The organism is Dyella ginsengisoli (assembly GCF_044904665.1).
Classification (GTDB): Bacteria; Pseudomonadota; Gammaproteobacteria; order Xanthomonadales; family Rhodanobacteraceae; genus Dyella_A; species Dyella_A ginsengisoli.
Window position 1 is genome coordinate 296595 of the sequence record NZ_JADIKM010000006.1, and the last position, 13992, is coordinate 310586.

The window sequence follows — 13992 nt, forward strand, 5'->3', positions numbered from 1 at the left end:
ATCGCGCGGGCCGCCGGCCCGCGCCAGGGGGATAGTCCGATGGCATGGTGGAAGCGCAGCAAGCCTGTTCGCACGCCGGTGGAAAACGTCCGCGCACCCGCGCGGCGGCCGCTGGCCATGGCACTGGAGCCGCGGGTGATGTTCGACGGCGCCGTGGCCGCCACGGCGGCCCAGTTGCCGCACGGCCCGGAGCCAGCCGTCGCCGCCGGGCCGCACGCACTGGCCGCCGAGCGTGCCGAGTTCCGCTTCGCGCCGGCCGGGCTGCGGCCGGACATGCTGGCGACGCGGCCGATCGCCGAGCACGACATCGCCCCGCTGGCGGCCTCTTCCGCCGGACGCGACGTGCTGTTCATCGATGCGCGCGTGAAGGACGCCGACAGCCTGCTCACCCACGTCGCCGCGGGCACCCAGGTGGTGTTCTTGCAGCAGGGCGTGGACGGCCTGCAGCAGATGGCCGATTACCTCGACGCCCATCCCGGTGCACGCTCGGTGCAGATCATCACCCACGGCAACGATGGCGACCTGTGGCTGGGCAGCACCTATCTCTCCGCCGACAACGTCGGCCAGCATGCCGATGCGCTGGCGCGGATCGGCGCGGACATGCAGGCCGGCGGCGACATCCTGATCTACGCCTGCGATACCGCGGCGGGTGCCAAGGGCCTGTCTTTCGTCGACTCGCTGGCCAGCCTCACCCATCGCGATGTGGCCGCGTCCAGCAACCGCGTGGGCGCTGGCTACGACTGGAACCTGGAAGTGACCACCGGCAGCATCGAGGCGCGCCCTGTGCTCTCGGCGGTGGACGAGGCGGGCTACACGCACGACCTGGCCACGATCACCGTGACCAGTAACGCCGACTCCGGCGCGGGCACGCTGCGCCAGGCCATCATCGACGCCTCTACGTCCGTCAGCGACACCATCACCTTCAGCAGCAGCATGACCATCAACCTGTCCACGATCACGTCGGGCAACTCGTTGCTGGTGGTGAGCAAAAACCTGACGATCGAGGGTGATATCGACGGGAATGGCACGCCTGACGTCACGCTCAACGGCCAGTACCTTGGCCGCGTACTTGAAATTACCTCCGGATCCAACGTGCATCTCGATGGACTGGTCATCGAGCACGGCCTTGTCTATGGAAACGGCGGCAACGCCACCAGTACGAGCCTTTCCGTGCTCAATGGCGGTGACGCGCTGGGTGGGGGCATCTTCAATGCCGGCACGCTGACGCTCTCCAATTCCACCGTTTCCGGTAACCGTGCGGCAGGCGGCGGCGGCGCTTCCTACACAAACAGCAACCCCGCCAGCCCTGGTACGTTCTACGGCTTTGGCGGCGGCGGCGGCGGCGGGTACTCCGGTCGAGGCGGCGGTAGCGGCGGTCTCGCCAGCACTTCGTTCACTCCCGGTGCGCCGCGCACGTTCGGCGGCAGTGGCACCGGTGGAAACGGTGCCGAGGGCTTCAACAATACCAGCGGCGCGCATTTCTACGGCGGCGGCGGCGGCGGCGCCACGGCAGGTATCGGTGGCTATCAGGGTTCCTCCTTTGGTGGCGGCAGCGGTGGCAGCGCCGGCGGTATCGGCGGTGGCGGCGGCGGCTGGGGAAACTCGGGTGGCGTGTCGGGCAAGGGCGGCGACGCAGCTGGCGGCATCTACAACTCCGGAGCCCTGACGGTTCTCCACACCACCATCAGCAACAACGCAGCGGCCGGCGGCGGCGGAGCGGGCTGTTCATACCGAGGAGGCGCATACGTCGCGGGAGCCGGCGGCGTCGCCGCTGGCGGCATTCTGAATCGCGGGACATTGCAGATCGATGCATCCACAGCTAATGGGTTCACCGGTAACGCGGCCCAAGGGGGACAACGCGGCGAGAACGGAGCGTCCGATCCTTCCCGGCCGCTCGCAAGCAGTAGTGCTAATTCGTACGCGGACAGCGGCGGCACGCAGGTCACGCTTCCTTCGGTGAGTTCGGTTTCCGCGATCACGGCCAACGGCACCTATAGCCCGGGCGACGTGATCTCCATCACCGTGAGCTTCAACCAGGCGGTAACGGTCACCGGCACACCCTTGTTGACGCTGGAAACCGGCACCGTGGACCACACTGCCAGCTACAGCAGTGGCGGCGGCAGCAATGTCCTGACGTTCACGTACACGGTGCAGTCGGGGGATACGAGCAGCGACCTCGACTACGTGAGCAGCAGCTCCCTGAATCTGAACGGCGGCACGATCAAGGACTCGGCGGGCGGCACCCACGATGCATCACTGGCCTTGCCCACCCCGGGTGCGACGGGCTCCCTTGCTGCGAACAAGGACATCGTGATCGTCCCGGATCTCGCCCCTGTTGTCGCCAACCTCAACGGCGACAGCGTCAGCTACACCGAAGGTGGCTCGGCGGTATTCATCGATTCCGGCAGCAACGCCACCGTCACCGACAGCGACAACGCCAACTTCAGCGGTGGCAACGTCACCGTGACGATCGTCACCAATCGGGTGTCTGCCGAGGACGTGCTCGGCATCCAGAACCAGGGCACCGGCGCCGGGCAGATCGGCGTATCGGGCAGCAACGTCACCTACGGCGGCGTCACCATCGGCACCTTCACCGGCGGCACCGGTACCAGCGATCTGGTGATCAGCCTCAACGCCAGCGCCACGCCGACGGCGACCACCGCGCTGGTGCATGCGCTCACCTATACCGACTCCAACAGCACCGACCCCGCGACAGCGGCGCGCACCGTGCGCGTCACGGTCAACGACGGCAGCGGCGGCACCAGCACCGCATCCGATGTGACGGTCTCGGTGATCGGCGTCAACGATGCGCCCACGATCAGCGCCACCGGCGGCACGCCCACCTACACCGAGAACGGGGCGGCGGTCGACTTGTTCAGCGGCGTCAGCATCAGCACGGTCGAGGCGGGCCAGACCGTGAAGGCGCTGACTTTCACGGTGAGCAACGTCAGTGACGGCAGCAACGAGATCCTGGCGATCGACGGCAGCAATGTGGCACTCACCAACGGCAACAGCCTGACCACCGCGACCAACGGCATGACCGTGACGGTCAGCGTCGTCGGCAGCACGGCGACGGTTAGCGTCAGCAAGGGCGTCGGCATTTCCTCGGCGGCCGCGCAGACCCTGGTCGACGGCATGACCTATCTCGACGCCGGCAACGCTCCCACCGCCGGCAACCGCGTGGTGACGCTCACCAGCATCCAGGACAACGGCGGTACCGCCAATGGTGGCGTCGACACCACGGCGACCTCGATCGCCGCGACCGTTACCGTCGTCGCGGTCAACGACGCCCCGGTGACAACCGCCAGCGGCGGCTCGGCGGCCTTCGTGGCGGGCGACAATGTCGCCAGTACGCCGGTGGTGGTCGATGGCGGCCTCACCGTCACCGATGCGGACAACGCCACGCTGGCCAGCGCCACGGTAGCGGTCACCGGCAATTTCCACAGCGGCGAGGATGTGCTGTCGTTTACCAACGACAGCGCCACGATGGGCAACATCGCGGCCAGCTACAACGCCGCGACCGGCGTACTCACGCTGACCTCTGCCGGTGCCACGGCAACGCTCGCGCAATGGCAGTCAGCCTTGCGCTCGGTGACCTACACCGATACCGCGATCACGCCCAATGCCGCCACGCGCACGATCAGCTTCAGCGCCAGCGACGGCACCGATAGCAGCGTCGCCGCGGCCCGCACGGTGACGGTGACGGCCACCGACCAGACGCCGATCGCCACCACCAGCGGCGGCACCACGGCGTTCACCGAAGGCAACAACGTCGCCAGCACCCCAGTGAACGTGGATGGTGCGATCACACTCAGTGACCTGGACAACACCACGCTGGCCAGCGCCACGGTATCGGTCACCGGCAACTTCCACAGCGCCGAGGACGTGCTGGCATTCACCAACGACGGCGCCACGATGGGCAACATCGCCGCGTCCTACAACAGCGCAACCGGCGTGCTGACCCTCACCTCGTCGGGCGCGACGGCGACGCTGGCGCAGTGGCAGGCAGCCCTGCGGGCGGTGACCTACACCAACGCGTCCGACACGCCCAATACCGCCAACCGCTCGATCAGCTTCGCAGTCAACGACGGCAGCAAGAGCAGCGCGGCGGCGAGCAAGACAATCAGCGTCACCAGCGTGGACGACACGCCGATCGCCACCACCAGCGGCGGCACCACGTCGTTTACCGAAGGCAACAACGTCACCAGCACACCGGTGGCGATCGACGGTGGCCTCACCGTCACCGACGCGGACAACACCACGCTGGCCAGCGCCACGGTAGCGATCACCGGCAATTTCCACAGCGGCGAGGACCTGCTGGCGTTCGCCAACGATGGCGCCACGATGGGCAACATCGCGGCCAGCTACAACGCCGCGACCGGCGTGCTCACGCTGAGTTCTGCCGGTGCCACGGCAACGCTGGCGCAATGGCAGTCGGCGCTGCGTTCGGTGAGTTACACCGACACCTCGGACGCCCCCAACACGGCCAGCCGCACCATCAGCTTCACGGCGAACGACGGCAGCGTCGACAGCGCCGTCGCCACCAAGGTGGTCAGCGTGACGGCAGTGGACGACACGCCGGTGGCCACCACCAGCGGCGGTACGACCGCTTTCACCGAGGGCAACAACGTCACCAGCACGCCGGTGGCGATCGATGGCGGCTTTACCGTCAGCGACCTCGACAACACCACGCTGGCCAGCGCCACCGTGTCGATCACCGGCAATTTCCACAGCGGCGAAGATCTGCTGGCGTTCGCCAACGACGGCAGCACGATGGGCAACGTCACGGCCAGCTACAACGCCGCCACCGGCGTACTGACGCTCACCTCCGCCGGCGGCACGGCAACGCTCGCGCAATGGCAGTCGGCGCTGCGCTCGGTGACCTACACCAACGGCTCGGAGCTGCCGAATACCGCCACGCGCACGATCAGCTATGTGGTGAATGACGGCACCGTCGACAGCGGGGCGTCGACCAAACTGGTCAGCGTTGCCAGCATCAATGACGCGCCGATCAACGGAGTGCCCGCCGGCCAGTCGTTGAACCAGGACAGCAGCCTGGCCTTCAACAGCGGCAACGGCAACCTGGTCGCGGTCAGCGACGCGGACGCCAACGGCGGCATCGAGCAGGTCACGCTCACCGTCACGCACGGCGCACTGAGCCTGAGCGGCACCACCGGCCTGAGTTTCCTGGTCGGCTCGGGCAGCGGCGACGCCACCATGACCTTCCAGGGCACGCTGGCGGACATCAACGCGGCGCTCAACGGCATGGTCTACACGCCCACCGCCGGCTACCACGGCGTCGACGGCCTGCAGATCACCACCAGCGACCTGGGCAACACCGGCAGCGGCGGCGCGCAGACCGACACCGACACCGTCGCCATCACGGTCAACTCGATCAATCCGCGGGTCACCGATGTCAGCTCCACTTCCGCCGACGGCGGCTACAAGGTGGGCGACACGATCTATGAAACGGTGACCTTCGATCAGGTCGTCACCGTGGACACCTCCGGCGGCGCACCCACGCTGCTGCTGGAAACCGGCACGATCGACCACAACGCCAGCTACGTCTCCGGCTCCGGCACCAACACGCTGACGTTCGCGTATACGGTGCAGGCCGGCGATGCCTCGGCCGACCTCGACTACGCCTCCACCGCCGCGCTCGCGCTCAACGGCGCCGTGATCCGCAACGGCAGCGGCGACAGCGCCATCCTCACCCTGCCCACGACGGGCAGCGCGCAGTCCATCGCTGGTCAGAAAGCCATAGTCGTCGACGGCGTCGCACCCGCCGTCACCAGCGTGTCCGCACCCGCCAACGGTACCTATGTCGCCGGGCAGAACCTCGACTTCACGGTCAACTTCAGCGAAGCGGTCGTCGTCGATACCGCGGGCGGCACACCGCGCCTGGCGGTGACGCTGGACACCGGTGGCACCGTCTACGCCGACTATGTGAGTGGTTCCGGCAGCACGGCGCTGGTGTTCCGCCTGACCGTGACTACCGGCGAGAACGACGCCACCGGCATCCAGGTCGGCGCAACACTCGATGCCAACGGCGGCGCCGTGCGTGACGCCGTGGGCAACGACGCGGCCAGCGCGCTGAACGCGGTGGCCTCGACCGCCGCCGTCAACGTCGATGCGATCGCGCCCTCGCCCACGGCGATCGTGCGGACGAACCCCAGCCCGACCAACGCCGGCGGTGTGGACTACACGGTCACCTTCTCCGAGGACGTGACCGGCGTGGACGTCACGGACTTCACCCTCGCCTCCACCGCGACGGCCGCGGGCAGCATCGCCTCGGTGACCCAGGTGGACGGCCATACCTACACCGTGCATGTCGGCACGATCAGCGGCACCGGCACGTTGCAGCTCAACCTCAACGCGTCGGGCACCGGCATCGCCGATGCCGCGGGCAACGCGATCACCGGCGGCCTGGCCGGCGCCAGCTACAGCGTCGACCGCGACGCGCCGACGATCACCAGCGTCAGCGTGCCTGCCAACGGCACCTATGTCGCCGGACAGAACCTGGACTTCGTCGTTCACTACAGCGAGAGCGTGACGGTCGATACCACGGCCGGCACCCCGCGCCTCGCGGTGACGCTCGACACCGGCGGCACGGTCTACGCCGACTACGTCTCCGGCAGCGGCACCAGCGCACTGGTGTTCCGTCTCGCCGTCACCGCCGGGCAGGCCGATCCGAACGGCATCGCGCTGGGCGGAACCATCCAGCTCAACGGCGGCGCCATCCATGACGTCGCGGGCAACAGCGAAGTCGACACGCTCAACAGCGTGGCGTCCACCGCCGGCGTGCGCATCGATGCGATCGCCCCCATCGCCAGCATCGCGCTGTCGGACACGGCCCTGAAGGCCGGCGAGACCTCGCAGGTGACGATCACCTTCAGCGAAGCGGTAAGCGGACTGACCACGGCGGACTTCAGCGTCGCCAACGGTACGCTCGGCGGTCTGAGCAGCGCCGACGGCGGCGTGACGTGGACGGCCACGTTCACCCCGAGCGCCAACGTCACCGCGGCCGGCAATCGCATCACCCTGGACAATGCCGGCGTCAACGATGCGGCGGGCAACACCGGCCTGGGCACCACCGCCTCGGCCGCGTTCGCCATCGATACCCAGGCGCCCCAGGTGGTGTCGATCGCCCGCAACGATGCGGCCATCACCAGCGGACAGCAGGGCGTGGCCTACACCATCACCTTCAGCGAGGACGTCAGCGGGCTCACCGCCGGCGATCTGCAGCTGGTGCTGGGCGGCAACGCCAAGGCGTCGATCGACAGCCTGGTGGCGGTGGACGGCCACACCTACGTGGTCACGCTGGGCGGTGTGGCTGGCAACGGCACGCTGCGTCTGGATCTCGCCGCGGCCAACAGCGGCATTGCCGATCTGGCCGGCAATGCGCTGTCGTCGAATGCGCAGGGCGAGGTGTACACGATCGGTGGTGTGGCGCCGGTGATCCTCCCCGTTGCGTCGGTCACGCCGCTTGGGTTGCCGACGCTTGCGCCGGCACCGGACGCCTTCTCGCCGCTGTCGCCGGACGTGCTGCCCACGATCTATTTCCGCGATGCGGCGCCAATGACTTCTCCGGCGCTGCTGACCGGCGGTGGCTTCGACGGCCTGCCATTGTCGCTGTCGTCGCGCGCGAGTTTCGCCGACCAGGTGCGCGACGGCCTCGTGCTACCCAGTTCGCTGGAGATCACGCCGGGGCGTCCGTTCGTGGTCGCGTTGCCGGGGATGCCCGGGCGCGGCGGCGTCGTGCAGGTGCAGCAGGCCGATGGCCGTCCGCTGCCGGGTTGGCTGCGCTTCGATCCGGCGGCGGGCACGCTCGAAGGCCGGGCGCCGGCTGGCCTGCACGGCAGGATCGCGTTGCAGGTGCTGGTCATCGACGCCGACGGCCGGGTGCACACCACCGTGGTGGAGCTGGATCTGTCCGCGCGCGACACGCGTGGCGCGGCCACCGGGTCGCCGGATCGGCGCACCACCGCGGACACTCCGCGCGCCGTCACGGCGGGCAAGCCCGCGCTGCAGGCCCAGTTCGGCCAGCAGCGACACGCCGGTCACGCCGACCACGCGGCGCTGCTGCATCAGCTCGCCGTCGCCCAGCGCCACCAGCCGGCACCGGTGACGCCATGACCCGTTGCCCGATCGATTCGCGCCGACGTTCCCTTTTCGTTTCCTCTGCCCTGGAGAGATGCGCCTTGTCGCCCATCATGATGCCCCGGAAGATCCTCGCCGCCGCGCTCGCCACCGTCGTGCTCGGCGGCTGCGCCATCCACCCGCGTCCGATCACCGACGATGAGCGCAAGGCGGCGATGCAGGCCGACGCGCAAGCCATGTTCGGCGAGCAGGAACCGGTCGCCGCGCCGATCACGCTCGACGAGGCGATGGCTCGCGCGCTCAAGTACAACCTCGACCATCGCGTGAAAATGATGGAAGAGGCGCTTGCCCAGCGGCAGCTGGACCTGGCCAACTTCGACCTGCTGCCGCAGCTCACCGCGGCGGCGGGCTACACCTCGCGCGACAACGTGCTGGCCTCGTCCTCGCAGGACATCGTCACCGGCCAGCAGTCGCTGGTGCCGTCCACCTCCAGCCAGCGCCAGGCGACGCGCGCCGACCTCGGCTTCTCGTGGAACATCCTCGACTTCGGCGTGAGCTACTACACCGCCCAGCAGCAGGCCGACCGCGTGCTGGCCACCGCCGAGCGCCGCCGCAAGGTGGTGCAGCTGCTGATGCAGCAGACGCGCCAGGCCTACTGGCAGGCGGCCGGTGCGCAGAAGCTGCAGGGCCAGATCGAGCCGCTGCTGGCGCAGGCGCGCCAGGCGCTGGACGATTCGCACGCGATCGAGACCAAGGGCCTGAGCGATCCGCTGCAGTCGCTCGGCTACCAGCGCGAGCTGCTGAGCCTGGTGCTGCAGCTGGAATCCATCCGCGATGAACTGGCCCAGGCCAAGCCGAAGCTGGCGTCCATCATGAACCTGCCCCCGGGCAAGCCGTTCGAGCTGGCCCCGCCGGATGCGCTGGACACGCCCACGCTGGCGATCGCCCCCGAGGCGATGGAAGAAACCGCGCTGCTGCACCGCCCGGAGCTGATCGAGGCGAACTACAACGAGCGCATCGGCCTCAACGAAACGCACAAGGCACTCGCCAAGCTGCTGCCGGGCGTGCAGCTGAGCGTCGGTGCGCACTACGACAGCAACGACTTCCTGGTGAACAACTCCTGGCGCGATGCCGGCGTGCAGGTCAGCTGGAACCTGCTCAACCTGCTCAACGCCAGGAACATCAAGGGCGCCGCCAAGGCCCAGTACGAGCTCGCCCGCGAGCAGCGCCTGGCGCTCAACATGGCCGTGCTGACCCAAGTGCACGTGGCGTGGATCGACTACGACAGCCGCCGTCAGCAGTTCGAGCTGACGCGCGATCTGAACGACGTCGAGCAGCGCATCCTCGAGCACACCCGCAACGCGACGAACGCCAACGCGCAGGGCAAGCTCGCCGAGATCCGCGCCGCCACCAGCGCGCTGATGTCCGAGCTGCGGCTGTACCAGAGCTACGCGGCCTATCAGGGCGCCTACGGCCAGATGATCGCCAGCCTGGGTCTTGATCCGGTGCCGAACGCCGTCGCCGGGCACGATCTGCCCACGCTCGAAAAGGCCATCGCCGAGACTGAAAAGCAGTGGGAGCGCCCGCTGGTGACGGAGGCGGCGGCCAAGTGAGAGTCGGTGTTGCAGCAATCGTGTGGATGGCCGTGGCGCTGCCGCTGGCCGCGCAGACCAGCGATGCAGGGGCGCCGGTCGATGGCGGCAGCGGGCGCATCCGCACGCAACTGGTAGCGCAGAATGATGTGGAGATCTCCAGCGAGGTGGCCGCCAAGATCGATCGCCTGCCGCTGAAGGAAGGGGATGCCTTCGCCAGGGGCGATCTGTTGGTCGGCTTCGACTGCAGCCTGTACCAGGCGCAGCTCAACAAGGCGGCCGCCACCGCCGCGGCGGCCACGCGGCAGCTCGACGTCACGCGCCAGCTGGCGAGCCTGCACTCGGTGGGTGCGATGGAGGTGGCGCAGGCCGATGCGCGCGCCAAGGAGGCGGCGGCCGATGCCGCCTACATGCGCACGACGGTGGGCAAGTGCGCCATCCGCGCGCCGTTCGCCGGGCGCGTGGCCAAGCGCGATGCCGCGCCGTTCGAGTACGTCACGCCGGGCAAGCCGCTGCTGGAGATCCTCGATACCGGCACGCTGGAAGTGAAACTCATCGTGCCCTCGCGCTGGCTGGCGACGATCGAGCCGGGTTCGCGTTTCGTGGTGCATGTGGACGATCTCGACCGCGACGTGGATGCCGAAGTGGTGCGGCTCGGTGCACGCATCGACCCGGTGAGCCAGACCGTGTCGCTGAGCGGCCGCATCGTGGGCGCGCAGGCGCAGTTGCTGCCGGGCATGAGCGGCTGGGCGAGCTTCCCCGGCCATCCATGAGTACGGTCAACGCTTCCGTGCAGGGGCTGCTGGGCCTGCTGCAGCTCGGTCAGCGCGTGCGCGCCGCCACCAGCATCGAGGCGCTGGGCTTCGTGGCGGTGAACGAGACGCGCGCCGTGCTCGGCTACCGTCAGGCGGCGCTGTGGCGCGAGGGTTCCGGCGTTGCGGCGGTCTCCGGCGTGCCGCAGGTCGAGCACGACGCTCCTTACGTGCAGTGGCTGGCGCGGCTGTTCCGCGCGCTGGGTCCCGTGCATGCGCCGCGCGTGCTGGATCCGGCCACGCTGCCCGCGCTGGTCGCCGAGGAGTGGACGACCTGGCTGCCGCTGCACGCGCTGGTGATGCCGCTGCCGCAGGCCGGCGGCGGGCCGCAGGCGTTGCTGCTGTTGGCGCGCGAACAGCCCTGGCTGGACGAGGAGCTGGCGCTGGCCGGCGAACTCGGCGCCCTGCTCGGGCACGGCCTGTATGCGCTGCGTCCGCGCGAGGCGCTGTGGCGGCGCGGCGTGGCGCTGCTGCGTCGGCGCAAGGCGTGGTGGAAGATCGCGCTGGCGCTGCTGGTGGTCTGCCTGATCCCGGTGCGGCTGTCGGCGCTGGCGCCGGCCGAAGTGACGCCGGTGGACCCGTTCGTGGTACGCGCGCCGCTGGACGGCGTGATCGACAGCCTGAAAGTGGTGCCGAACCAGCCGGTGAAAACCGGCGCGCTGCTGTTCAACCTCGACGCGACCACGCTGCGCAGCCGCTATGCCAGTGCCCGCAAGGCGTACGAGACGGCCCAGGAGGAGTACCGGCAGAGCGCGCAGCAGGCGGTCACCGACGACAAGAGCAAGCTGCAGATGGCCGAGCGTCGCGGCGACCTCGCACAGAAGGCAGTCGACGTGGCGTACAGCGCCGACCAGCTCGCCCGCGTGCAGGTGAAGGCCGAGCGTGACGGCGTGGCCGTATTCGCCGACGTCAACGACTGGACCGGCAAGGCCGTGGTGGTGGGCGAAAAGGTGCTGGTGCTGGCCGATCCGGCGGGGGTCGAACTGACCGGCTTCCTGCCGGTAGGTGACCAGATCGCGCTGGCGCCCGGCGCGGACGTCACGTTCTATCCCAAGGCCTCACCGTTCACCGCCTATCACGCGACCGTGGAGAGCGTGGCCTACAAGGCAACGCCGACCGACGAGGCCGTGCTGGCCTATCGCGTGAAAGCGCGCTTCGCTGCCGGCGAAGCGCTGCCGCGGCTGGGCCTGATGGGCACCTCGCGGCTGTATGCCGGACGCGTGCCGCTGATCTACTACGTGCTGCGCCGGCCGCTGGCCAGCCTGCGGCAGTGGCTGGGCTGAACCGATGCAGGCGATGGCCGACCCCGAGGCCCTGCGGCTGCCGCCGCTGCGGCAGGAGCTGACGCTCCACGCCGCGCCGGCCGCACCCGACGGCGCGCCCACCTGGACGCTGCACGATCCGGCCGCCAACCGCTTCTACCAGCTCGGCTGGCCGGCGTTCGAGATGCTCTCGCGCTGGGGCCTGGGCGATGCCGAGGCGGTGGTTGCCGCGGTGAACGCACAGACGACCCTCACCGTGGAGCGCGACGACGTGGTGTCGCTGCTGCAGTTCCTGCTCGGTCATCACCTGGTGCTGGCGGTCAGCGCGTACGACACCCAGCGCCTGCAGCAGGCGGCGCAGCGGCAGCAGCTGTCGCCGGCGATGTGGCTGCTGAAGAACTACCTGTTCCTGCGCGTGCCGCTGGTGCGGCCGATGCCGTTCCTGCGTCGCGTCTCGCCGTGGATCGCCGGTGTGTATCGGCCCGGCTTCTGGTGGCTGGTGGCTGGTGTCGCGCTCACCGGCCTGTACCTGGTGTCGCGGCAGTGGGACAGCTTCGTGCACACCTTCCGCGCCTACACCACCTGGCAGGGCCTGCTCGGGCTGGCGCTGGCGCTGAGCTTCGCCAAGGTGCTGCACGAACTCGGCCACGCGTTCACCGCGTACCGGCACGGCTGCAAGGTGCCGACCATGGGGGTGGCGCTGCTGGTGATGTGGCCGGTGCTGTACACCGATACCAACGAAGCGTGGAAGCTCGCCTCGCGCCGCCAGCGCCTGCAGATCGGCGCGGCCGGCGTGCTGTCGGAACTAGCGCTGGCCGCGTTCGCCACGCTGGCGTGGAATTTCCTGCCCGATGGCCCGCTGCGTGCCGGCGTGTTCATGCTGGCCACCAGTACCTGGCTGGTGACGCTGGCGATCAACGCCAGCCCGTTCACGCGCTTCGATGGCTATTACCTGCTGTCGGACTGGCTCAATGTGCCGAACCTGCACGAGCGCGCGTTCGCGCTGGGCCGCTGGTGGCTGCGCGAGCAGCTGTTCGACTACGGCGATCCGCTGCCGGAAACCCTGCCGCCGCGGCTGCAGCGCACGCTGATCGCATTCGCGCTGGTGACCTGGGTGTACCGCTTCGTGTTGTTTCTCTCCATCGCGCTGCTGGTGTTCCACCTGTTCTTCCGTGCGCTCGGGATCGTGCTGATGGGCGTGGAGATCGGCTGGTTTCTCGGCCTGCCGATCGCGCGCGAGATGCAGGTGTGGTGGCGGCGGCGCGCCGAGCTGCGCTGGAACCGGCGCACGCTGCGCACCTCGCTGCTGGCCGTGCTGCTCGGCGTGATCGCCTTCGTGCCGTGGCAGGGCGTGGTGCATGCGCCGGCGGTGGTCGGCCAGGTGCAGGCGCAGACGGTGTACGCGCCGCGTCCGTCGCAGGTGCTCTCCGTGAACGTACGCGAAGGCGATCGCGTGACCGCGGGCCAGGTGCTGGTGGCGCTGGCTTCGCCGGACCTGGATTACCAGCGCAAGAGCGCCGAGCAGCAGGCCGCACAGTGGAAATGGCAGCTCGACCAGCAGCCGTTCGACGCTGACCTGCGCGCACTCGGCCCGGCCCTGCGCAAGCGCTGGGAGACCGCGCAGCAGGCGGTCGACGGCTACCGCGACGAACAGCAGCGCCTGCTGCTGCGTGCGCCGTTCGACGGCCGCGTGGTCGACGTCAACGACGCGCTGCACGCCAATGGCTGGCTCAAGGGCGGCGAACCGGTGCTGGGCGTGGTGGGCGGCGGCGGCGTCAAGGGCGAGGCGTTCGTGGGCGAGTCCGATCTCGCGCAGCTGGCGGCCGGTCAGCGCGTGCGATTCGTGGCGGCCCTGCCGGAGTCGCCGACCCTGCATTGCCGGGTCAGCGACGTCGATCGACTCAATCTTGCCGCGCTGGACGAACCCTACGTGGCCAGCGTGTACGGCGGCGCGGTGCCCAGCGTGCATCGTCCCGATGGCAGCCTCGCCCCGCTCGACTCGACGTTCCGGGTGCGCTTTGACCACTGCGAAGGCGCCCCGGCCACGCTGACGCGCGAATGGTCCGGGCGCGCGGCGATCGCCGGCGAGTCGCGCAGTCTCGCCATGCGCTTCGTGCGCTGGCTGGCCGCGCTGATGCGGCGCGAGGCGAGTTTCTGAAGGCTTGTCCGCGCGCGCCCAGCGCGAAAGTTTTTGCGGAGCGAGTGCCTGCGTGCACATCGTGTGAC

The 13992-nt window shown here is 69.2% G+C and carries 5 protein-coding genes; all 5 read left to right on the forward strand.

What is annotated here, in order from left to right:
• The first annotated feature begins 39 nt into the window (after positions 1-39).
• Positions 40-8136 (forward strand): DUF4347 domain-containing protein, encoded by an 8097-nt coding sequence (locus ISP17_RS18650; RefSeq protein ID WP_404635896.1) that lies wholly within the window; start codon positions 40-42, stop codon positions 8134-8136.
• Positions 8137-8201: 65 nt separating this feature from the next.
• Positions 8202-9713, forward strand: coding sequence for a TolC family protein (locus tag ISP17_RS18655; protein ID WP_404635898.1), 1512 nt, complete (start codon positions 8202-8204; stop codon positions 9711-9713).
• Positions 9714-9739: 26 nt separating this feature from the next.
• A complete protein-coding gene (locus tag ISP17_RS18660; protein WP_404635900.1) occupies positions 9740-10465 on the forward strand; it encodes an efflux RND transporter periplasmic adaptor subunit in 726 nt (241 codons plus the stop codon).
• Positions 10462-11787: an efflux RND transporter periplasmic adaptor subunit gene (locus ISP17_RS18665; RefSeq protein WP_404635902.1), complete on the forward strand. Its 1326-nt coding sequence runs from the start codon at positions 10462-10464 to the stop codon at positions 11785-11787. The genes ISP17_RS18660 and ISP17_RS18665 overlap by 4 nt, the downstream gene beginning before the upstream one ends.
• A 13-nt stretch (positions 11788-11800) precedes the next feature.
• Positions 11801-13924 carry an HlyD family efflux transporter periplasmic adaptor subunit gene (locus ISP17_RS18670; RefSeq protein WP_404635904.1) on the forward strand — a complete coding sequence of 708 codons (2124 nt, stop codon included), beginning with the start codon at positions 11801-11803 and terminating at the stop codon, positions 13922-13924.
• Positions 13925-13992: the final 68 nt, after the last annotated feature.